20 protein-coding genes are annotated in these 22855 nt (G+C 64.1%); 7 read left to right on the top strand and 13 right to left on the bottom strand.

What is annotated here, in order from left to right; all coding sequences use genetic code 11:
• Window positions 1-54 precede the first annotated feature (54 nt).
• The 3 genes from hpaR to dapA are packed head-to-tail and all read right to left on the bottom strand — an operon-like array spanning window position 55 to window position 2386.
• Window positions 55-558 (bottom strand): homoprotocatechuate degradation operon regulator HpaR, encoded by a 504-nt coding sequence (hpaR, locus tag VN004_RS06295; protein ID WP_325608088.1) that lies wholly within the window; start codon window positions 556-558, stop codon window positions 55-57.
• Window positions 555-1412 (bottom strand): fumarylacetoacetate hydrolase family protein, encoded by an 858-nt coding sequence (locus VN004_RS06290; RefSeq protein ID WP_325608086.1) that lies wholly within the window; start codon window positions 1410-1412, stop codon window positions 555-557. Before VN004_RS06290 ends, hpaR begins: the two co-directional genes overlap by 4 nt.
• A 59-nt stretch (window positions 1413-1471) precedes the next feature.
• Entirely contained in the window at window positions 1472-2386 is a 915-nt protein-coding gene (gene dapA, locus VN004_RS06285) for a 4-hydroxy-tetrahydrodipicolinate synthase (RefSeq protein ID WP_325608084.1), read from the bottom strand.
• Window positions 2387-2571: 185 nt separating this feature from the next.
• Between dapA and VN004_RS06280 the strand changes: the two genes are divergently transcribed.
• From VN004_RS06280 to hpaD, 3 genes are all read left to right on the top strand, one after another.
• Window positions 2572-2955, top strand: a complete 384-nt coding sequence (locus tag VN004_RS06280) for a 5-carboxymethyl-2-hydroxymuconate isomerase (protein WP_325608082.1) — start codon at window positions 2572-2574, stop codon at window positions 2953-2955.
• A 163-nt stretch (window positions 2956-3118) separates the two neighbouring features.
• The gene (hpaE, locus tag VN004_RS06275; RefSeq protein ID WP_325608080.1) at window positions 3119-4636 is read left to right on the top strand and encodes a 5-carboxymethyl-2-hydroxymuconate semialdehyde dehydrogenase; all 1518 of its coding nucleotides are present in this window, start codon (window positions 3119-3121) and stop codon (window positions 4634-4636) included.
• A gap of 146 nt (window positions 4637-4782) precedes the next feature.
• On the top strand, window positions 4783-5766 hold the full coding sequence (gene hpaD / locus VN004_RS06270; protein WP_325608078.1) for a 3,4-dihydroxyphenylacetate 2,3-dioxygenase: 984 nt from the start codon (window positions 4783-4785) through the stop codon (window positions 5764-5766).
• An 875-nt stretch (window positions 5767-6641) separates the two neighbouring features.
• Here the strand turns inward: hpaD and VN004_RS06265 are convergent.
• The 10 genes from VN004_RS06265 to VN004_RS06220 all read right to left on the bottom strand — a co-directional run bounded on the left by VN004_RS06265 (window position 6642) and on the right by VN004_RS06220 (window position 14719).
• Window positions 6642-8036: an NAD(P)(+) transhydrogenase (Re/Si-specific) subunit beta gene (locus VN004_RS06265; RefSeq protein WP_325608076.1), complete on the bottom strand. Its 1395-nt coding sequence runs from the start codon at window positions 8034-8036 to the stop codon at window positions 6642-6644.
• On the bottom strand, window positions 8033-8158 hold the full coding sequence (locus tag VN004_RS06260) for a hypothetical protein (protein WP_325608074.1): 126 nt from the start codon (window positions 8156-8158) through the stop codon (window positions 8033-8035). The genes VN004_RS06265 and VN004_RS06260 overlap by 4 nt, the downstream gene beginning before the upstream one ends.
• A gap of 7 nt (window positions 8159-8165) precedes the next feature.
• A complete protein-coding gene (locus VN004_RS06255; RefSeq protein WP_325608073.1) occupies window positions 8166-8474 on the bottom strand; it encodes a proton-translocating transhydrogenase family protein in 309 nt (102 codons plus the stop codon).
• Between the two features lie 12 nt (window positions 8475-8486).
• On the bottom strand, window positions 8487-9614 hold the full coding sequence (locus tag VN004_RS06250; protein WP_325608072.1) for a Re/Si-specific NAD(P)(+) transhydrogenase subunit alpha: 1128 nt from the start codon (window positions 9612-9614) through the stop codon (window positions 8487-8489).
• An 18-nt stretch (window positions 9615-9632) separates the two neighbouring features.
• Entirely contained in the window at window positions 9633-9788 is a 156-nt protein-coding gene (locus VN004_RS06245; protein WP_325608070.1) for an aa3-type cytochrome c oxidase subunit IV, read from the bottom strand.
• A 93-nt stretch (window positions 9789-9881) separates the two neighbouring features.
• Window positions 9882-11246 carry an AarF/ABC1/UbiB kinase family protein gene (locus VN004_RS06240; protein WP_325608068.1) on the bottom strand — a complete coding sequence of 455 codons (1365 nt, stop codon included), beginning with the start codon at window positions 11244-11246 and terminating at the stop codon, window positions 9882-9884.
• A gap of 58 nt (window positions 11247-11304) precedes the next feature.
• Window positions 11305-12087, bottom strand: coding sequence for a 3-hydroxybutyrate dehydrogenase (locus VN004_RS06235; RefSeq protein WP_325608067.1), 783 nt, complete (start codon window positions 12085-12087; stop codon window positions 11305-11307).
• A 63-nt stretch (window positions 12088-12150) separates the two neighbouring features.
• Window positions 12151-12537, bottom strand: a complete 387-nt coding sequence (locus VN004_RS06230) for a type II toxin-antitoxin system death-on-curing family toxin (RefSeq protein WP_325608066.1) — start codon at window positions 12535-12537, stop codon at window positions 12151-12153.
• Window positions 12534-12791, bottom strand: coding sequence for an AbrB/MazE/SpoVT family DNA-binding domain-containing protein (locus VN004_RS06225; RefSeq protein WP_325608065.1), 258 nt, complete (start codon window positions 12789-12791; stop codon window positions 12534-12536). The genes VN004_RS06230 and VN004_RS06225 overlap by 4 nt, the downstream gene beginning before the upstream one ends.
• 59 nt (window positions 12792-12850) lie before the next feature.
• On the bottom strand, window positions 12851-14719 hold the full coding sequence (locus tag VN004_RS06220) for a M3 family oligoendopeptidase (protein WP_325608063.1): 1869 nt from the start codon (window positions 14717-14719) through the stop codon (window positions 12851-12853).
• Window positions 14720-14914: 195 nt separating this feature from the next.
• On the opposite strand from VN004_RS06220, the gene VN004_RS06215 reads away from it, so the two are divergent.
• The 4 genes from VN004_RS06215 to VN004_RS06200 form a co-directional block, all read left to right on the top strand.
• On the top strand, window positions 14915-17272 hold the full coding sequence (locus VN004_RS06215; protein ID WP_325608061.1) for a tetratricopeptide repeat protein: 2358 nt from the start codon (window positions 14915-14917) through the stop codon (window positions 17270-17272).
• Window positions 17273-17353: 81 nt separating this feature from the next.
• On the top strand, window positions 17354-18859 hold the full coding sequence (locus VN004_RS06210) for a sigma-54 dependent transcriptional regulator (RefSeq protein ID WP_325608059.1): 1506 nt from the start codon (window positions 17354-17356) through the stop codon (window positions 18857-18859).
• A 152-nt stretch (window positions 18860-19011) separates the two neighbouring features.
• A complete protein-coding gene (locus tag VN004_RS06205; RefSeq protein WP_325608057.1) occupies window positions 19012-21162 on the top strand; it encodes a L,D-transpeptidase family protein in 2151 nt (716 codons plus the stop codon).
• 225 nt (window positions 21163-21387) lie between these two features.
• Window positions 21388-22855, top strand: a 1468-nt coding sequence (locus VN004_RS06200) for a DUF882 domain-containing protein (protein WP_325608056.1), incomplete at its 3' end; no start/stop codon positions are given.

Genomic DNA, 22855 nt, shown 5'->3' with positions numbered 1-22855 from the left:
TGGTGAATAAAGTATGTCCTTTTCCTCTCGCGCGCGAAACGGCGGGGAGGAGACCTAACTCGCCTTGGCGCGCCGCACCGCGTTGCGCGACCGCGCGGCAGCCGACTTCGCGGCCGGCCGCGGCTTTTCAAGGCGGCCGATCACTTCATCGAGCAGCGCATAGACCTGTTCGAGCCGGGCCGGACCAATATCCTGCGCCAGCTGCGCGTAGATCGCCTCGGATTGCGGGGCGACGGCTTCGAATAGGTGGCGCCCCTTTGCCGTCAACGAGACGCTGACGCGCCGCTGATCCTGCTTGTTGGCCCGGCGCGAGATCAGCCCGGCGGCTTCGAGATTGGGCAGACTGCGCGACAGCGACGCGGTGTGAAGACAGCAGGCGCGGCCAAGCGCTGCGATGTCCATCGTCTCCACCTCGTTCAGAGCGCGGACGATGCGCCATTGCTGGTCGGTCAGACCATGCGCGTTCAGATGCGGACGAAAGCGCTGCATCACCGCTTCCCGCGCCAGCATTAGCTGCATCGGCAACGAACGCTGGAACGGCCGCATGCGCGCATTCATAAGCCGTCCTCGACTCCATTCACCAGGGTGCCGATTTCGGGGACCGTGACTTCCACAACATCGCCGGGCTTCAGCCATTTCGGCGGATCGAACCGCGCGCCCGCGCCGGTCGGCGTGCCGGTCACGATCATGTCGCCGGGCTTCAGCGTGGTGAAGATGGTGATGTAGGAGAGCAGATAGCCGAAATCGAAGATCAGGTTGGCGGTGGTGTCGTCCTGGCGCACCTCGCCATTGACCTTGGTCACGAGATGCATCGGCTTGCCGTATTCGATCTCGTCGGCGGTCACCATCCATGGACCGATCGAACCGGAGCGATCGAAATTCTTGCCCTGGGTAACGTTGAATTTCGCGTGCCGCACCCAGTCGCGGATCGTACCCTCGTTGCAGAGCGTATAGCCGGCAATGTAACGGGGCGCGTCCTCCGCCGCGATGCGGTGGCATTCCGTACCGATGATGAGAACGATCTCGCCCTCGTAATCGAGCTGCGGAGATTCCGGCGGACGGATCAGCGGCGCGCCGTGACCGACGAAGGAGCCCGGCGTGCGGAAGAACATGCTCGGATTCTTCGGCAGGTCCGAGTTGTCCTTGTATTCATCATTTCGGTTCGCGTAATTCACGCCGATGCAGAGGATTTTTTCGGGCGCGACGACCGGCGGCAGCAATTCGAGTTCGTCGAGCCGGTAATCCGGCCTGACATCCACGATGGCCTCACGCACCTCGTCCATGGCGCTGGCGCGCAGCACGTCGAGCAGCGTGTGGTAGCGCGGCAGGCGCTGGCGCATATCGATGACCCGGTCATCGACGACGACACCCCAGCCCGGCGTGCCCCCCAGTTTGTAGCTGACGAGTTTCATTCCGATCCCGCTCTCTCTGTTTTTCTCAAGTCCGTCCCGCACGCGCAGAACGGCTTCCGTTATTCCGCCGCCTCGCTTCGCAACAGGCCGGCGCGTGCCAAGACACCATCGAGCCGCTTTTCAAGTTCGGGCGTCGCCGGCGCCATCGGCAGGCGGTGCTCGTTGCGATCGATGATGCCGAGCCGCTTCGCCATGTATTTGATCGGGATCGGATTGGTGTCGTAGAAGATCGCCTTGTTGAGACCGTGCAGCTGGTGATGCAGATCCTGCGCGGTTTTCAGATCGCCGCGCCACACCGCCTCGCACAGATCCGACAGGACGCGCGGGCGCAGGTTTCCGACCGCGTTCATCAGACCGCACGCGCCGATCGCCATCATCGGGAACGACAGCTCTTCGAGGCCGACGAAGATCTTGAAATCATGGCCGGCCGCCGCGAGGCATTCGGTGACGAAGTCGAGATCGAGCGAGGCGTGCTTCATGCCGACGAAATTCGGCGACTTGTCGCGCAGCTCCTTCACGGTGTCGATCTTGATGTCGATCGCGGCGCGTCCGGGGATGTGATAGATCATCCACGGCAGGTCGATGCCCTTCATCACCTCGAGATAATACGCGACCATGCCGCGCTGCGGCGGCCGCGTGTAATAGGGCGTGACGATCAGCAGCGCGTCGGCGCCGGCCTTCGCCGCATGTTCGGTGAGGATGCGCGTCTCCCAGATCGCCTGCGAACCGGTGGCGGCGACGATGGGCACGCGCCCCTTCGCCACCTCGACCGCGAGCGTGACCAGGCGATTGCGCTCCTCGGTGGTCAGCGACGCCGGTTCCGAGGTCGTCCCGTTGACGAGAATGCCGTGCGATCCGTCGCGGATCTGCATCTCCACGAGCTTCGCGTAGGCGTCGTAATCGACCTCGCCATTCCTGAACGGGGTAAGGAGCGGCGGGATCGAGCCTTTGATACGCTCCAGCGGCAACGGCATGGCAGGACCTCCCAAATCGGACTTTCAGCGGCGATAAACGCTCTTGTTTGCAGAGACAACCGGCTTGACGCGACGCCGGGCGAAATGATTAACATGTTAATTGTCTCCGCCGGGGCCCGTCAACGGCCCTGACACGACACGGAAGGACCGGCAAGATCAAGGGCGCCGGCGACAAGGAGGATGTCATGCCGCACGTGATGGTGGAATATTCGGCCAATCTCGATAATTCGATGGATGTGCAGGGCCTCCTGAACGCGCTGCATCAGGCCATGATCGATTCCGGACACGCCCCGCTCGAAGGCATCCGCACCCGCGCCATGCGCCGGGAACATTATTGCGTCGCCGACCGCAACCCGGAGAACGCCTTCGTCCATATCATCGTGCGCATGCGCGAAGGCCGGCCGAAAGAGGCCTACCAGAAAGTCGCCGACATGCTGATGGCCGCGGCCGAGAAATCGCTGGATGCGACGCTGAAGAAGCACCCGATGCAGCTCGCCCTCGAAATGCACGAGATCACCCAGCTCACATTGCGACGCGACACGCTGCGCAAGAGCGAAAAGGCAGCATAGCGCGCTTTCTTTACCTCCCCCTGAAAGGGGGAGGTCGATTGCCGGCGCCATAAGCGCGTCTTTGGCGCGGGCATTCGGGTGGGGTCTTTTCCAATCCGATTGACCCCTCCCCAACCCTCCCCCGTAAGGGGGGAGGAAGTCACACTGTGCACGGATACGCCCGATGACGACGACATTGACCGACACCATCGCCCTTGCCGAAAAGCACCTCGCGCGCTTCCGCAGCGGGACCGTGCCGCATCTGATCGACGGCAAGCCGGATACCGGGAGCGGCGAGACCTTCGAGACCGCCTCGCCCGTCGACAACGCGACCATCGCAAAGGTCGCGCGCGGCGGCGCCGCCGAGATCGATCGCGCGGCGAAGGCGGCGATGAAAGCCTTCCGCACCAACTGGGCCCACACCTCCGGCGAAAAACGCCGCGCGATCCTGCACAAGATCGCCGATGCCATCGTCGCGCGCGCCGACGAGATCGCCTACGTCGAGTGCATGGATACGGGACAACCGATCCGTTACATGTCGAAGGCGGCGTTGCGCGGCGCCGAGAATTTCCGCTTCTATGCGGATCGCGCACCGTCCGCGAATGACGGGCTGTCGCTGCCGACCGACACGCATCTGAACTACACCATCCGCCAGCCGATCGGGCCCGTGGGCGTCATCACGCCCTGGAATACACCGTTCATGCTGTCGACCTGGAAGATCGCGCCGGCGCTCGCGGCAGGCTGCACCGTCGTCCACAAGCCGGCGGAATGGTCGCCGCTCACCGCGCAGCTTCTCGCGGAGATCTGCCTCGAGGCGGGATTGCCCGCCGGCGTGCTCAATGTCGTACACGGCATGGGCGAGGAAGCCGGCAAGGCGCTGACCGAGCATCCCGACATCAAGGCGATCGGCTTTGTCGGCGAGAGCGCGACCGGCTCCGCCATCATGCGGCAGGGCGCGGCGACGCTGAAGCGGGTGCATTTCGAACTCGGCGGCAAGAATCCGGTGATCGTGTTCGGCGATGCCGATATCGATCGCGCGCTCGATGCCTGCCTGTTCATGATCTACTCGCTGAACGGCGAACGCTGCACGTCGTCCAGCCGCGCGCTGGTCGACGCGTCGATCTACGATGAATTCGCAAAGCGCGCCGCCGAGCGCGTGAAGAAGATCAGGATCGGCCATCCGCTCGATCCCGCGACCGAGATCGGCCCGCTGATCCATCCGCGCCACGTCGACAAGGTGTTGAGCTATGTCAATGCCGCGCGCGAGGCCGGCGCCACGATTGCGGTCGGTGGCGGCCGGGCGAATGGCGGACAAGGCAATTTCGTCGAGCCGACGCTTTATCTTCATGCCCGCAACGACATGAAGATCGCGCAGGAAGAGATTTTTGGCCCGGTGCTCACCATGATCCCCTTTGCCGACGAGAAGGAAGCGGTCGCCCTTGCCAACGACGTCCGCTACGGCCTTGCCGGCTATCTCTGGACCAAGGATGTCGGCCGCGCGCATCGCATGGCGCAGGCGCTGGAAGCCGGCATGATCTGGGTGAATTCGGAGAATGTGCGCCACCTGCCGACGCCGTTCGGCGGGGTGAAGTCGTCCGGCATCGGCCGGGACGGCGGCGACTATTCCTTCGACTTCTACATGGAGACGAAGAACATCGCGATCGCACTCGACAACCACAAGATTCCGAAGATTGGAGCTTAGGTCCCGTGTCCCGGACGCAGCGCAGCACGAAGTGATGCGCGGCAGAGCCGGGAACCACGACGCGATAGAACAAATGGGTCCCGGTTCAGCGGCGCACCGCTAACGCGCTGCGTCGCATCCGGGACGCGAGGGAGAACGCAAGAACAATGCCCATCCGCAAGCCGAATTTCACGCCGCCCTTCAACATCATCCGCGCCAGCCATGTCGAATTCGGCGTGCGCGACCTCGCCCGATCACGCGCCTTCTATGTCGATTGCCTGGGCTATCTCGTGACCGCGGAAGACAAGAACGCGATCTTCCTGCGCGCAGTCGAGGAGCGCAATCACCACTCCATCGTGCTGCGCAAGCAGAACGACGCCACGATTCCGGCGCTCGGCTACAAGGTGGCGAGCGAAGAGGATCTCGACCGCGCCGCCTTCTGGTTCGCGCATAAGGGCTTTCCGACCTCGTTTCCGGAGATCGAACATCAGGGCCGCACGCTGCGCACCTGCGACATCCACGGCATGCCGCTCGACTTCTATTTCCGGATGGATCAGGCCGAGTGCATGCTGCGCAAATATGCCGAGTACAAGGGCGCGCGCATCCAGCGCATCGACCATCTGAATTGCTTCACCCCGGACGTGCAGGCCTCCTACGATTTCTATACCGAACTCGGCTTCCGTCTGACCGAATATACCGAGACCGAGGGACCAAACCCGCAGCTCTGGGCGGTGTGGATGCATCGCAAGGGCAACGTCCATGACCTCGCCTTCACCAACGGCGCCGGTCCACGCCTGCATCATATCGGCGTGTGGACCGCGAGTGCGCTCGACATCCTGCATATCTGCGACGTGATGGCCTCGTCGGGCTATCTCGACAACATGGAGCGCGGCCCGGGCCGGCACGGCATCTCGAATGCGTTCTTCCTCTATATCCGCGATCCGGATGGCCACCGCGTCGAGCTGTTCACGTCGGACTATCTGACGGTCGATCCGGATTTCGAGCCCTATCGCTGGACGCTGCATGACAAGCAGCGCCAGACGCTGTGGGGCCACCCGGCGCCGCAATCCTGGTTCGAGGAAGGCTCGCCGTTCACCGGCGTGCCGGTGAAACAGCCGGTGCTGGAAGCGCAGCCGATCGTTGCGAGGTAGATATTGTCGTCGTCCCCACGAAGGCGGGACCCATAACCACCGCTTCAACAATATGGGTTTCCCGCTTTTGCGGTGACGACCGCATCCTCGAACTCTTGATGCATTGTCGTCGCGAAAGTTCGACTGAGCCGCGCGAAACGCTGTGGCAAGCGGGCTTGCGAAGGTTTTCTGACTATCGATTGAAGTCCCACCTATTCGACGGTCAAACCTCACGCTTGACATGATAGGAATAAAAGCATATTACGGGTCCACCTCGCTCAACGAGGGGCGTCAACCGGTGACGCCGATTGATGGAGCGGGGTGCGGCGCCTGCGCGCGCGGTTTCGTCGGCCGCGCTCCCGGGCTGCATGGGGGCACCGCCCGGGGTCACTAGGGATCCCTGCCGGGAGCCGGCTGACCGGCGCTTCCCGCATGTCGGGAGGCGCGTCGTGCAAAGCGCGGCCCCATGCAGATGAAACGCCGCAATGATGCGCCGTAAGGCGGCCGCGCGTCAGGGATGGCGTGCGGCACACCAGGAATGCCCTGCGTCTTTCGGCGCATCATTCCCCTCACCTTCCGCAATTGCGGCGTGCCCGCGCCGGACCAAACAACAGGGCCGGCGGCGCTTGCCTTCTTTCCCTCCCCCCGTGAGCGAAGCGAATGGTGGGGAGGGTGGCGAGCGATAGCGAGCCGGGTGGGGGGAATTTTGTGACCGTAACGGAGAGCGTGCTTGGCGCGAGAAAGCCCCCCACCCCGATCTCCTTCGCCACAGCGCGTTGAAGACGTGCGTGAACGCGCTTAAGGCTCAGTCGATCGACCCTCCCCACCGCTTCGCGGGGGGAGGGCTAAGTGGACAGACCTTCGCAAGCTGGAAGAGTAAGAGACAGCGCCGTGCGCTACATCGCCTTGACGATGCTCTCGGTCATCTTCTTGGCGTCGCCGAGCAGCATCATCGTGTTGTCGCGGTAGAACAGCGGATTGTCGATGCCGGCATAGCCGGAGGCGAGCGAGCGCTTGTTGAACATCACGGTGCCGGCTTTCCACACCTGCAGCACCGGCATGCCGTAAATCGGCGAGGATGGATCGTCTTCCGCGGCCGGGTTGGTGACGTCGTTGGCGCCGATCACGTAGACGACGTCGGCCTGCGGGAATTCCGAATTGATGTCCTCGAGTTCGAACACTTCGTCATAGGGAACATTGGCTTCGGCCAGCAGCACGTTCATGTGGCCCGGCATGCGGCCGGCGACCGGATGGATCGCGTATTTGACCTCGACGCCTTCCTTCTTCAGGGCATCGGCCATTTCGCGAAGCGCATGCTGCGCCTGTGCCACCGCCATGCCATAGCCCGGCACGATGATGACCTTGCTGGCATTCTTCATGATGTAGGCGGCGTCTTCGGCCGACCCGAGCTTCACCGGCTTCTGCTCGCCGCCGCCGCCCGGTCCGGCCACCTCGCCGCCGAAACCGCCAAGGATCACCGAGATGAAGCTGCGATTCATGCCCTTGCACATGATGTAGGACAGGATCGCACCCGAGGAGCCGACCAGTGCGCCGGTGATGATGAGCGCGGAATTGCCGAGCGTGAAGCCGATGCCGGCCGCGGCCCATCCCGAATAGGAATTGAGCATCGAGATCACGACCGGCATGTCGGCGCCGCCGATCGGGATGATGATCAGCACGCCGAACGCGAAGGACGCGATCACCAGCAGCCAGAACGCGGCATGGCTTTCGCTGCGCGCCAGCCAGACGATCAGGATCAGGATCGCGATGGCGAGGGCGATATTGATGGCGTGCCGCGCCGGCAGCATGATCGGCGCGCCGCTCATGCGTCCCGACAGCTTGGCGAAGGCGATCACCGATCCGGTGAAGGTGATGGCGCCGATCGCGGTGCCGAGCGACATCTCGACAAGGCTCGCGCCCTTGATGGCGCCGACAGAGCCGATGCCGAAGGCGGCCGGCGCGTAGAGCGCGCCCGCGGCGACGAGGACCGCGGCCATGCCGACCAGCGAATGGAACGCGGCCACCAGTTCCGGCATCGCCGTCATCGGCACGCGGCGCGCGATCACCGCGCCAATGCCGCCGCCGATCGCAATACCGAGGATCACGAGGAGCCAGGCGACGCCGCCCGCCGGCGGGTGCGCGGCGAGCGTGGTCAGAATGGCGATCGTCATGCCGACCATGCCGAACAGGTTGCCCTGCCGGCTGGTTTCCGGGGACGACAGCCCGCGCAGCGCCAGAATGAACAGGACGCCGGCGATCAGATAGCAGAGCGCGACAAGGTTCGGAGTCATCGCCCAGCTCCGTCATGCGCGGGCCCGACCCGCGCATCCATCGAAAAGATGTCGTGCGATACCGGGTGGATGGCCGGGTCAAGCCCGGCCATGACGACGTCATTTTTCATGTTGGTCAGCATGACGTCGTCACTTCTTTTCCTTCTTCTGGTACATCGCCAGCATGCGCTGCGTGACCAGGAAGCCGCCGAAGATGTTGATCGAGGCGAAGACCAGCGCGACGAAGCCGAGGATCCGCGCCACGGTCGTACCGGATTCCATGATCGGCACGCCGACCGCGAGCAGCGCGCCGACGACGATGACCGAGGAGATCGCGTTCGTTACCGACATCAGCGGCGTGTGCAGGGCGGGGGTCACCGACCACACCACGTAATAGCCGACGAACACCGCCATCACGAAAATCGAGAACTGGAAGACAAAGGGATCGACGTGGTCCATGCGTTACGCCCCTCAGGCCTTCGGCTGGAAATTCGGATGCACGACCTTGCCGTCGCGCGTCAGCAGCGTGCCCTTGACGATCTCGTCGTCCCAGTTGATCGCAATTTTCTTTTCCTTCTTGTCGATCAGGCTTTCGAGGAAGGTCAGGAGATTCTTGGCATAGAGCGCCGAAGCCGACGCCGCGAGCCGGCCGGGCATGTTGAGGTGGCCGACGATCTTCACGCCATTGATCTCGACCACCGCACCGGGCTTTGCCCCCTCGACATTGCCACCGCGTTCGACCGCAAGATCGACGATGACCGACCCCGGCCGCATCGACGCCACCATCTCCTCGGTGACAAGCTTCGGCGCCGGCCGCCCGGGAATGAGCGCCGTAGTGATGACGATGTCCTGCTTCTTGATGTGATCGGCGATGAGCGCGGCCTGCTTCGCCTGATACTCCTTCGACATTTCCTTGGCATAGCCGCCGGCGGTCTCGGCCTGCTTGAATTCCTCGTCCTCGACGGCGATGAATTTCGCGCCAAGGCTCTGCACCTGCTCCTTCACCGCAGGACGCACGTCCGTCGCGGTCACCACGGCGCCGAGCCGCCGCGCGGTGGCGATCGCCTGCAAGCCGGCAACGCCGACGCCCATGATGAATGCCTTGGCCGCCGGCACCGTACCGGCCGGCGTCATCATCATCGGCAGCGCCCGGCCATATTCGGCCGCCGCATCGATCACGGCGCGATAGCCGGCGAGATTGGCCTGGCTCGACAGGACGTCCATCGATTGGGCGCGGGTGATCCGCGGCATCAATTCCATGGCGAAAGCGGTGACCCTGGCATTCGCCAGCGCGTTGAGGGCGGTTTCGTTGCCGTAAGGGTCCATCAGCGCGATGAGTATCGCGCCCTGCGGATAGTCGATCAGCTCGTCGGCCCGCGGCCGGCGCACGCGCAGGACCACGTCCGCGCCCCTGACCGCGTCCTTGGTGACGGTCGCACCGGCTGCGGCATATTCGCTGTCGGGAATCCCCGAATGAATGCCGGCGCCGGGCTCGACCGAGACCTCGGCCCCGAGCCCGATCAGCTTCTTGACGGTTTCCGGCGTGCCCGCAACACGCGGTTCTGCCTTGTCAGACTCCGCGGCGACCGCGATTTTCATGAGCCCCCCGGCCGCGATCTAATGGACCAGGAAATAGGCCATCAGGATCAAGATCGCCGCGACGATGATGACGCCCCATTTCGCCAGCGCAAGAAACAGCAGATAGGTCTGCTCGTGCTCCTTGTAATCGTTGCCGTCGGCGGTGGTGTAGGCCACCTCACTGTGGTCAGCCATTGCAGTCCCCGTAAGAGCCAGAATTCGCCCTTTCGGTACCGCAATTGGGCGGGCGGGGCAACGGTTGGGACGCCCGCGAAGCCCCTCCCCGGCTCAAGCCTCCGGGTGCGGCAAGCCGGCCTCGTCGAGTGCGGCAGCCTGCCGCGCCGCGACCTCGGGCAGCGAGAAATTCTCGATCGCCTCGTTGAACAGGCGGTAGAAATTGAGCTCGGCATTGAGGTGCAGAAACACCCCGCCCAGCCCGATCGCCGCCCGGTCCATGAACACGAATTCGCGCGGCACCGTGACCGGCCCCTTCTCCTTCAGCGCCTGATGGACGCGGAAGGCTTCGCGGCGGCCATATTCGGAGGGCTTCACGCCGTCGGCGATGGTGCGGACCCGGTCGTCAAGCAGCGGCCCGTAGATGAACCGGGCCCAGATGTTCAGGATGTCGATCAGTTCGCGCGTGAGATTGCGGAAGCCCCAGGTCTCGTAGGCATGGACCACCAACGCGTCATCCCGATCGCGCAGCCCGTGATAGAGGTCGACAACCCCGCCGACGAAGCGCGGCGGAAAAATCCGGATGCAGCCATAGTCAAGCAGGTTGATCCCGCCGGGCGCGCCATCCGTCTCGAACACCGTGTAATTGCCGAGATGCGGGTCGCCATGGATCACGCCGAATCGGCTGAACGGAAACCACCACGCGGTGAACATCGCCTGCGCCAGCCGGTTGCGCTGCTCGAGCGGCGCGTCCTTGAAGCTGAGCATGCGGCGGCCTTCGAGCCAGTCGAGGGTCAGGAGGCGCTTCGTCGAAAGCTCCGGCCAGACCCGCGGCACCCGGATCAGGTCCGAGCCGCCAAGCATCTCGCGGTACAGGGCGACGTGCCGCGCTTCGCGTTCATAATCCAGCTCTTCACGGATGCGCGCGCCGATCTCCTGGTTGATCTCGCTGGTATCGATCGCAGGCTCCATCCGGCGGTGCAGCGCGAACAGGAGATTGAGCTGCTTCAGATCGGCCTCCACGGCCGATTGCATGTCGGGATATTGCAGTTTGCAGGCCAGCTGAGTGCCGTCATGGGCACGCGCCTTGTGTACCTGACCGAGCGAGGCGGCCGCCGCCGGGTGATGTTCAAATTCTGCGAATTTCGACTGCCAATCGGCGCCGAGCTCGGCCGTCATGCGCCGCTTCACGAAGGCCCATCCCATCGGCGGCGCTTCGCTTTGCAGCTTCGCCAGTTCGGCGGCGTATTCCGCCGGCAATGCGTCGGGAATGGTGGACAGAAGCTGCGCCACCTTCATGATCGGGCCCTTCAGCCCGCCAAGCGCTGCTGCAAGCTGCGCAGCATTCTTGCCGCGATCGAGATCGAGCCCGAAGAAGCGGGCGCCCGCTATCCGTGCAGCGACTCCGCCAACATCCGTGCCCACGCGCGCGTAGCGGCGGGCACGGGCGGCAAAACGGTTGGCTTCTGCATCCGACATCAACGCAAGCTAGGCATTCGCCCGGCCACCCGCCAGTGCGCCGCCGCAGCAGGCGGCGCTATTGGGCCGTCCATCCGCCGTCGGCCGCGATGGCTTGACCGCGAATCTGGTCGGCTGCCGGCGAACACAGAAATACGGCCAGCCCGCCGAGCTGTTCCGGCGTGACGAATTCGAGAGAGGGTTGCTTCTCGCCAAGGAGGTCGAGCTTCGCCTTCTCCACCGGGATGCCTTCGCGTTCGGCGCGCGCGTCGATCTGTTTCTGAACCAGCGGCGTCAGGACCCAGCCGGGGCAGATCGCGTTGCAGGTGACGCCGGTCCGCGCGGTTTCAAGCGCGACCACCTTGGTCAGCCCGACCAACCCGTGCTTGGCGGCGACATAGGCCACCTTGTCGACGCTCGCGACCAGCCCATGCGCGCTCGCGATATTGATGATGCGGCCCCAGTTGCGGTCCAGCATCTGCGGCAGGGTGTGGCGGACCAGATGAAAGGCCGACGAGAGATTGATCGCGATCACCGCATCCCATTTTTCCGGCGGGAAATGCTGGATCGGCGCGACATGCTGGATCCCCGCATTGTTCACGACGATGTCGATGCGGCCCATCCTGGCCGTGGCTTCCTTTGCCAGCTTTTCGATCTCGGCCGGCTTTGACATGTCGGCGCCGATATAGATCGCGCGCACCTTGAACTCGCTTTCGATACCGGCGCGCAGCTTCTCGATTTCGCCTGCATCGCCAAAGCCATTCATGACGATGTCGGCGCCGGCGCCCGCAAGAGCTCGCGCAATGCCGAGCCCGATGCCGGAGGTCGATCCTGTGACGATGGCGACTTTGCCTTTGAGCATGAGGTTCTCCAAAGAATGCACAGAATGCTAGGCAAGCAGCGTGCCGGAAGCGGCACGCATGCTTCAGGATTTTGGCCAATTGTCGCGTATCCAGCGCGTCAGGCCTTCCTCCCCCACTTCGCCCGCTGCAAGCGAAACGATCATCGCGGTGGCTGCTTCGGGTGGCACGTCGAACTCGATCCCATTCAAGCCGAGAAACACGATGAGCGATGCGAACGCGGCACGCTTGTTCCCGTCGACAAACGGATGATTGCGCGCAATCCCAAACGCGTAAGCTGCCGCAAGCGGGGCGAGATCGGTCTCGCCATAGGCAAACTTGTTAATCGGCCGCGCAAGCGCGGATTCCAGCATCGCGACATCGCGCACGCCTTCTGGCCCTCCGAAGAGGGCCAGTTGTTCGGAATGGACATCAATGAGGATGGACAGTTCGAGCCAACGCGGCTCAGTCACTTGGCAAGAGCCTTATAGGTATCGGCATATTTGCGGAAGGACCGCCGCGCGATCTCCATGGCCTCTGCATGCTTTGGATCATACGGCGTCAGCTTCAAGCCGCGTTCCGGCTGCTCGACGATGTGCAGCTTGTCGCCTTCCTGCAGGTTGAGCCGTGCAAGCAGTTCCTTGGGCAGGATCAGGCCCAAAGAATTACCGATACGCCGAACCTGAAGGACGTCCACCTCCTCCGGCTTTGAAACAGGCTTGTTCACGGTCAAACTCCGCTGTTATACATTTTGTATAACATTATTTCCCGCGAAATACAACCACATCAGGCGGCCCGATCCAGTTCCTCCAGCTCCGCGATCAGCCGCTCGATCACCCCAAGCCCGCCCTGCCAGAAATGCGGGTCGCGGGCGTCGAGGCCGAACGGCTTGAGCAGCTCGGAATGGTGCTTCGTGCCGCCGGCCGCGAGCATCGCGAGATAGCGCTCGGCAAAGCCCGCATCCGCCTTCTCGTAGACCGCATAGAGCGAATTCACGAGGCAATCGCCGAAGGCATAGGCATAGACGTAGAACGGCGAATGGACGAAATGCGGGATGTAGCTCCAGAACACTTCGTATCCGGGCTTGAGTTCGATCGCCGGTCCGAGGCTTTCGCTCTGCACCTGCATCCAGATTTCGCCGATCCTCTCCGCGGTCAATTCGCCGTTCTTTCGCTCGGTATGAACGTGGCGCTCGAAGGTATAGAACGCGATCTGCCGCACCACGGTGTTGATCATGTCCTCGCACTTGGAGGCGAGCATGGCCTTGCGCTGAACCGGATCGTCGGTCGCCGCAAGAAGCTTCTTGAAGGTCAGCATCTCGCCGAACACGCTCGCAGTCTCCGCGAGCGTCAGAGGCGTCGGCGCCATCAACGGACCGTTCGGCGCGGCGAGCACCTGATGCACCCCGTGACCGAGTTCGTGCGCCAGCGTCATCACATCGCGCGGTTTGCCCTGGTAGTTGAGCAGCACGTAAGGATGCGCAGACGGCACCGTCGGATGTGCGAAGGCGCCCGGCGCCTTGCCCGGCCGAACCGGGGCATCGATCCAGCGATCGTCGAAGAAGCGCTCTGCGATCTTGGCCATCACCGGCGAGAAAGCGCCGTATGCTTCAAGTACGGTTGCACGCGCCTCCGGCCAGGCGATGGTGCGCATTTTCACTTCCGGCAGCGGCGCATTGCGGTCCCAATGCGGCAGCCGTTCCTTGCCGAACCACTTGGCCTTCAGCGCATAATAGCGGTGCGACAATTTTGGATAGGCCGCCTGCACCGACGATACCAGCGCATCAACGACCTCGCGCTCGACGCGGTTCGAAAGGTGGCGCGCATCGGCAACGTCGACAAAGCCGCGCCAGCGGTCGGAAATCTCCTTGTCCTTCGCGAGCGTATTGGTGATCAGCGCGAAGGTGCGCACGTTGTCCTTGAACGTCGCCGCGAGCGCTTCGGCGGCCGCTTTTCGTTTCTCCTCGTGAGGATCCTGCAGCAGGCTGAGGGTCGGCTCGATCGCAAGCTCCTCGCCGTTCACCTCGAAGCGCAGCCCGGCGATGGTTTCGTCGAACAACCGGTTCCAGGCCGCGGAGCCGCTGACCGACTTCTCGTGGAACAATTGCTCGATGCGGTCCTCGAGCTGATACTGCTTCTCCTTGCGAAGATCCTCGATCCACGGCCGGTAATGGCCGAGCGCTGGATCGGCCATCGCCTGTTCGATGAGCGCGTCGTCGATCCGATTGAGTTCGAGCCCGAAGAACAGAAGATGCAGCGAGATCGCGGTGATGCGTTCCTGCGTGTCACCGTAGAATTTCGCGATGTGCGGGTCGGCGGTGTTGCCGGTATAAACCAGCATGGCATAGGACAGGAGACGGCCGAGCAAATCCTCGATCGCCTCATAGCGGCGCACCGGCTCGACCAGCGACTGGCCGGGATGTTTGCCGGCGGCAAGCTCCTCAAGACGCCCCTTGTAGGCCTTCTCGAATGCAACGCATTCGGTTTCCGCCCGCTCAAGGTCGCGCTTGAATTCCGGCGCATCGATGGAACGGTACAGATCGGTCAGATTCCATTCCGGGAGCGCGCCGAGTTCCGGAGACGTCTCCGATTTGCCGGAGGACCTGGCACCCGTCTTGCGGGTTTTGGCAGCCGCCGCAGTATGTTGTTCAGCCATGAAAGGACGATTTCACCTGTTGTCGGACTGGCATCATATCGCGACTGCCCCCGTCCTGCGCAACCATGGACCGGCGGGATCGTCCCCGATTGATCAACGGGCGCTTCAAATAGACGGCGCACTTCAGTAGTTTCCGCGCGCCATGCAGGTGGGGCATACCCCGCGCCTGTGCGAATGCTTGAAGGAAAACGCTTTATGAATCGCAGGGAACGACGCGCAGCACAGAAAAACGCGGGCTTTCGCGCCAGCCCGACGGCGGCGACCCTGGCTTCGGCGTTCCGCGCCCATCAGGCCGGGCACCGGTCCGAGGCGGAGCGGATGTATCGCGATGTCCTGGCGGTCGAGCCTCGCAACGCGGCGGCGCTGCATCTTCTCGGCGCGCTGATGCATCAGGCCGGAAAGAGCGACGAAGCGATCTCGCTGATGCGTCAGGCGATCGCGATCGAACCGCGCAATCCGGATTACCACTACAATCTCGGATCGGTGCTGAATGCCGCAGGTCACAGAACCGAGGCAATCGCTTCGCTTTCCAAGGCAATCGAACTGAAGCCGCAATATGTCGAGGCGCATTTCGAGCTCGGCAATGCGCTCGGTCGCGCCGGCGAATTCGAAAGCGCAGAAAAAGCCCTGCGGCGCGCGCACGATTTGCAGCCGAATAACGCCACCATCCTGAACAATCTCGGACGCGTGCTCCGCGGCATGTCGCGCATCGACGATGCGCTCGCGCTGTGGCAGCGCGCGGTGACGATCCAGCCCAGCCTTGCCGTCGCGCACCTGAATATCGGGCTCGTGCATCGCGAACAGAACCGTCTCGAGGAAGCCGAGCGATGCTTCCGGCGCGTGCTGGAGATCGACCCCCGCGACCCGGTGGCGCAGGTGCAACTTGCCGCCGTGCTCCTCTCGCAGAACCGAGCCGATGACGGTTTCCCGTTCGCCGAACAGGCGCTGTCGGCGCAGGAGAACAACGACACGCGGGTGACCTATGTGCGCTGCCTTGCCGCGGTGAGCCGGTTCAATCCCAGCGCGGAGCTGCGCGAGCGATTGCGGCGAGCGCTCGTCGAAGCATGGGTGTCGCCCAACGAGATCGCAGCGCTGTGCGCTTCGGTGCTGCGGGCGCATCCGGTTCTCGGACCGGCCATCACGCGGGTCGCCGAACAATGGCCGCAGGCCGCGCCGCGGCAGCAGCATCCGGTCCTGTCGGATATCGAATTCGCCGCCACAGAGGAGCCGCTGTTCCGGGCCTATCTGGAGATGACGCCCAATTGCGACATCGGTATCGAATTTTTTCTGACCGCCTTGCGCGGCAATCTCCTGGAGCGCTCAACGAACGGTCAGGAGGCGACGGCCGGCCTGTTGAATGTGTGCGCAGCTCTGGCGCGCCAGTGCTTCATCAACGACTATGTCTTCAATGAATTTGCCTCGGAGACGTCTCGCGTCGAACAGCTGTCTGCCGCGGCGCTCACTGCCATTCGCGATGCGGCGCCGCTCTCGCCATTTCAGCTCGCAGCGCTCGCGATGTACCGGCCCTTGCATTCGCTGAGCAATGCCGCGCGGCTCCTCGATCGTGACTGGCCCGAACCCGTTGCCGGCATTCTGCGCCAGCAAGTCTCGGAACCGATCGAGGAAGCAGCCTTGCGGGAATCGACGCGGACGCTGGTCGCAATCGAAGGCTCATCAGGCCATGACCGAGAGCCGTTCGAGGACACGGCCTATCCGCGCTGGACCGAGACAGTTTCGACCCTGACGCCGCGGCCGATCCGCGAAATCCTCCGCGAAAGGCTGCCGGCAGGCGACGTCCCCGATCTCGAGCAGCCGGCTTCGCCTCATGTGCTGATCGCCGGATGCGGCACCGGGCTGCAGGCGATAATCGCCGCGCAAAGCTATGGCGACGCAAAGATCGTCGCCGTCGATCCGAGCCTCGCCAAACTCGCTTATGCCAGACGCCAGGCTGCACGCCTGAACTGCGGCACGGTCGAATTCGTGCAGAGCGACATCGCAAGTCTCCCGACCGCCGACTGGCGGTTCGACGTGATCGAAAGCGGCGGCATGCTGCATGACCTGCCCGATCCGCGCGCCGGCTTGCAGGCGCTCACCAGAATGTTGCGTCCCGGCGGCGTGATGCGCCTTGCGCTGCACAGCGATATCGGCCGCAGCTTCACCGGGGCCGCCCGCGAATTCGCAGCCGCCGGAAATTATCAGCCCGATGCGGAGGGCGTGCGCCTGTGCCGGCAGGCCATCCTGCGACTGCCGGCCGATGCAAAAGCGAAAGACGTGCTGCAGACCGCGGACTTCTATTCGACCGGCACATGCCGCGATCTTGTCCTCGCCCCGCGAGAGCGCAGCCTGACGTTGCCGGAGATTGGCGAATTCCTGTCGGGCAGCGGATTGACGTTCCTCGGCTTCGAAACGAGCGAGGCGGTGCGCAATGCCTTTGCAAGCCGCTTCCCAGATCCGGCTGCGCGCAAGGATCTTAATGCCTGGCACCAATTCGAGACCGAGCAGCCGCAGACCTTTGCAGCGATGTACGTCTTCTGGGTGCACCGGCCGGCATGAGCCGAATGCCTCAGCACTTAAGATGCTGTTAAGCCAAGCACACGACACTGCCCCGAAACGGCACAGGCCTAAGGGGTGGGAATGCCCGAGCGAATTCTCGTCGTCGACGATGATCCGGTGCAGCGCCGGCTGATCGAGAACATGGTCCGCAAGTTCGGCTACGAGCCGGTCATCGCGGAGGGCGGCGAACAGGCCGCGCGGATTCTCACCGGCGAGGACGCGTCACGAATCGACTGCGTCATCCTCGATCTGGTGATGCCGGATCTCGATGGCATGGGTGTTTTGTCCCGGATGCGTGCCGAGGACATCACGATCCCGGTCATCGTGCAGACCGCACATGGCGGCATCGACAACGTGATATCGGCGATGCGGGCCGGTGCGTCCGATTTCGTGGTCAAGCCCGCGAGCCCCGAGCGGCTGCAGGTGTCGATCAAGAACGCGCTGACGCAGAGCGCGCTGGCCGGCGAATTGCAACGCATGAAGCGCAGCCGCGCCGGCACGCTCACGTTCCGCGACGTCATCACCCGCAGTTCGGTCATGGGACGGGTGCTGCGCCAGGCCGAGAAGGCTGCCGCCTCAACGATTCCCGTGCTGATCGAAGGCGAATCCGGCGTCGGCAAGGAATTGATCGCGCGCGCCGTTCACGGCAGCGGCGAACGTCGCAGCAAGCCTTTCGTCGCCGTCAATTGCGGCGCGATCCCCGACAATCTCGTCGAATCGATCCTGTTCGGTCACGAACGCGGCGCGTTCACCGGCGCGACCGAGCGCCATGTCGGCAAGTTCGCCGAGGCCGATGGCGGCACGCTTTTCCTTGACGAAGTTGGCGAATTGCCGCTGCCGGCCCAGGTGAAGCTGCTGCGCGCCCTGCAGGAGGGCGAGGTCGAGCCGGTCGGCGCCCGCAGGAGCGTGCGAGTCGACGTGCGGGTGATTTCCGCCACGAACCGCAACCTGATCGCCGACGTGAAATCCGGTCGCTTCCGCGAGGACCTGTTCTACCGCCTGCATGTCTTCCCACTGTCGGTCCCACCGCTCCGCGATAGGCCCGAGGACATCCCGGACCTTGTCCGGCACTTCCTGGTGCGTTTCTGCGCCGAAGAGGGCAAGGCGGTGAAGGCGGTCTCGTCCGAGGCCATGACGCTCCTCAAGCATGCGCGCTGGCCGGGCAACGTCCGGCAGCTTGAAAACGCGATCTTTCGCGCGGTCGTGCTGGCGGAGGGCGACGAAATCGGCATCGAGGAATTCCCGCAGATTGCCATACGCGATGCGGCGGTCGAGCGGGCCAGTCCCGCGACCCTGGTGCCCGGGGATGACGCCGGTCCGGGCGGCGAGCCGCCGTTGGTGATCGAGGCGGCACCGCCCTTCTCTCCGGACCGCCTGCCCTTGCTGGACGAGGCATCGCACCTGCGCCCGCTCGACGAGCTCGAGGCGGAAATCATCCGATTCGCCATCGCCCATTACCGGGGCCAGATGTCCGAGGTCGCGCGCCGGCTGCGAATCGGCCGTTCCACCCTCTACCGCAAGCTGGAAGCGCTCCAGCTATCGGATCGCGAACGCACCGGCGCCGGCGACCACGTGGCGGCGGAGTAACATTTGCCGCAATAAAGTACCCTTCTGCGGTGCAAATGCCGCAGTGCGATTGCGTTACGCCGAAATTTCGCGTCTTTTGCGGACCTCGCCGCTAAGATGCCTGTTATAGACGTTACCCCATCAGAACTGGGAATTGGCCTGAGGAGATTGAGATGCGCGGCCACCGCTTCGACCGCATTCTGGCAAGTTCGGCAATCGCGCTGGTTCTTGGGTTGTCGACGCCGCTGCAGGCGCAATCCGTGAGCCCGGAGGAGATGGCCCGGATTGAAGGCCGCGTCCCCGTTCCCGACACAACCCTGCCGCCCCCGCCAACCGCCGCGGACGTGATGAAGCCGGTCTCTGCGTCGGCCACCGCCGGCATCGAGCCAGCGTCGCCCCAGTCGGTCGCTCCGTCCCAACCTGCAGCCGCCGCAGCGGCACCAACTCCGTCCGAACCGGCACCTGTCGCGGCAACGCCTGCTCCGTCCGAGCCTGCGCCGGCAGCGGCAGCGCCCGCTCCGGCTGACGCGACACCGGCGACGGCACAGCCAGCCCCTGCCACCACCCCGGCCGCGGCAACGCCCACCACAACCGCTGAGCCTTCCGCCGCGCCTGCCGCAGCGACCGTGGCCGACCAGGATTTCTCGGACCGGCTGCGCGATGCCATCACCGGCCGCAATGCCGATCGCTATTTCTCACGACGCAATGAGAAAACGGCCGCCGAGGCGTTCTACAAGGAGCGCAACTACGAGCCGATTTTCGTGGCCGACCGCAAGCAATCGCCGCGTGGCGCCGCTGTCGTCTCGTATCTGCAGCGTGTCGATGCCGACGGCCTCGATCCCGCCGATTATCCGGCTCCGAATTTCAAAGCCGGCGACATTGACGCGCTCGTCGAGGCTGAACTTCGCCTTGCCGGCGAAGTCCTTGAATATGCGCGCCATGCTTCAACCGGCCGCGTCCACTTCTCGCGGATCAGCAACGACATCGGCTTCGAACTGGATGCACCGGAGCCTGCGGAGATTCTCGCGAAGGTCGCCGGCGCCACCGATATCCCGCAGGTGCTGGACTCATATCAGCCGCAGCATCCGCAATACAAAAAGCTGAAAGCCGAGCTCGCCAAAGCGCGCGGCCGCAGCGAGAAGCCCGCCGAGGAGGTGGTGCGCATTCCTGAAGCCGGCGGAAAGCTCACGCTTAATGCCGACGATCCGCGGGTACCGCTGTTGCGCAAGCGCCTGAAGATTGCGGGGGACATGGACTCCACCCGTTACGATCAGGACGTGCTGGAAGCGGTGAAAAAGTACCAGCAAGGCGCCGGCCTCACCGCCGATGGCGTGATCGGACCGGCGACATTGCGGGCCCTGAACGGGACCGGCGCCCAGAAGCGCGAGCGGACGACCGACATCATCATCGCCAACATGGACCGCTGGCGCTGGATGCCGCGCGATCTCGGCAAGAACTACGTGATGTTGAACATCCCGGAATTTCGCCTGCGCCTCTACAAGGACCGCGCGCTTTACTGGGAGACCAAGGTCGTTGTCGGCAAGCCATCCCAGGCGACTCCGATCATGTCCGGCGCGATGAAATTCATCACCGTCAATCCGACCTGGAACGTGCCGCCGTCGATCATCGCCAACGAATATCTGCCGGCGTTGCGCCAGGACCCGGGCGTGCTCGAGCGCATGGGCCTGCGCATGGAGCAGAACCGCGACGGCACGGTGCGCATCTATCAGCCACCGGGCGACCGCAACGCGCTTGGCCGCATCCGCTTCAACTTCCCCAACAAGTTCCTGGTCTATCAGCACGACACGCCGGACAAGCACCTGTTCGCGCATGAGAAGCGCGCCTACAGCCATGGCTGCATGCGCGTCGAGAACCCGCTGCTGTACGGCGAGAAGCTGCTTTCGGTCGTGATGCCGAACGAGCGCTACACTGCGGAAAAGCTGCGCTCGATGTATGGACCGGCCGAGATCAACATCAACTTCCCAACCCATCTGCCCGTGCACCTGACCTACCAGACCGCATGGGTCGACGATAACGGCACGCTGCAGCTCCGCGACGACGTATACGGGCGCGATGCTCGCCATATCGCCGTGCTGCGCGGCGACGAGCGGCGCGTGGCGGACGTGGCGCAAGCCACCCGTCCCACCGGGACCGGCATCCCGGCCGATCAGCTTCGCTTCCAGCAGCGTGAAGCCGGCCCGTTCGCGGACTGGTTCTCATCGCGCCAGGCGGCCGGCGGTGACAGGCGTGGCAACCGCATGGTCCAGCAGGGCCAAGGTCGCAACGATCCGTTCCAGGGCTTTTTCGGGCGTCTGTTCCGCTAACGTTCCCCGCCCCCACATCGCGCCGTCCGTTAACTATATCTGTTGACGGACGGCGTTCCTTTTGGGGAGGTGGCCATTTTTCGCCACAGTCAAATCTTATCACGATTACGACATCTCGTCGGGGGACGATAATCTCGCATTAACCCGCCTTCGTAACAGTGCGTTAGCCATGCCGCGCGCGGCGCGGCACCTCGCCCTTTGTGCCAATGATCAACGGACCACTACGTGCCAGTCGCTAAAGCGCGCAACGCCGGAATCGGGATCAGGACGCGCATCACACAGCGTCTCGCGCTGGCCGCCGCAATCACAATTTTCGGGTCCGAAGGGCTTCACACCGCCATCGCCAACGGCGACACCCGCACCATCTCGATGTACCACACGCATCGGGGCGACGACATTACCGTCACCTTCAAGCGCAACGGCCGCTATGACGAAGACGGCCTCAAGAAGCTCAATCACTTCCTGCGCGACTGGCGCACCGACGACGTCACCACCATGGACCCGCAGCTCTTCGATGCGGTCTGGGAGGTGCAGCGCGAATTCGGCCTCGACAAGAAGATTCACATCATCTCCTCATACCGCTCGCCGCGCACCAACGAAATGCTGCGCAAGCGTTCGAGCGGCGTCGCCCGCCACTCGCTGCATATGCAGGGCAAGGCGATGGACTTCTTTATCCCTGGGGTGCCGCTCGAAAGGGTGCGCGAAGCTGGCCTGAGGCTCCAACGCGGGGGCGTTGGTTTCTATCCGACCTCGGGCTCGCCTTTCGTGCACATGGACGTCGGCAACGTGCGGCATTGGCCGCGCATGACCCGCGAACAGCTCGCGCGGGTTTTCCCGGACGGCCGCACAGTGCACTTGCCGCTCGACGGCAAGCCGCTGGCGGGCTTCGCCCTCGCGCAAGCCGATCTCGCAAAACGCGAGTCGTCGTCCAGCTTCAACACCGCGCGCGTGGCATCCGCCAATCCGCTCGCGCGGTTGTTCGGCATCAAGCCGAAGCCCGCAGCGGACGAGGATGAGGCGGAAGCGGCGCCCACCGCTGCGCCTGCGCCCACTAAGGTCGCCTCGGCCGGCTTCCCGACACCGATCGCCGCGGCCGCCCGCGACAATATCCTCGCGGCAGCTCAACCGAAGCCGCCGGTGGCCTCGCTCGTATCCCCGGCCCCGCTGCCCAAGGCGCGTCCGGCCCTGCAGCCGGAAGAAACCCCGCAACAAACCGCGTCCGCCGAAACCTCTCCGCCGCGCCCGCCGGCCGCGATCCCGAATACACTGGCGCTCGCCGCGACCCCGAACAACATCATCCTGTCACGCGGCTATTGGTCGGGCCGCCCGGATAATCCGGCCGACACATCGACCGGCAGCATCGGACCGTTCGCCGCGCCCCCTGGCTTCGGCGAAGGCAAGCCGGGTCACACCATCCTGTCCTACGCAAAGGACATCGCGCCCGAACCCGCCCCGCAACGCGCCAAGCCGGCCACGCAGGCCGCCCGGCCGGCGGCGATCGCTCCGAACACCACCATCGCCGCCAAAGGCGGATCCAGCGCCCCGACGCTCGTGGTATCCGCCTCGCCGGGAAGCCACAGGCTCACCGGCGCCGAGCCTCACTTCGAAGGCCCGTGGATGCGAGCGATGATCCTAACGCCGAGCGTTGCGCGGTTCATGACCACGACGCTCTATGGCAACCCCGACTTCCGCA

The organism is Pseudorhodoplanes sp., assembly GCF_035565855.1.
Lineage (GTDB): Bacteria > Pseudomonadota > Alphaproteobacteria > Rhizobiales > Xanthobacteraceae > Pseudorhodoplanes.
This window is presented reverse-complemented; position numbering and strand designations above follow the sequence as displayed.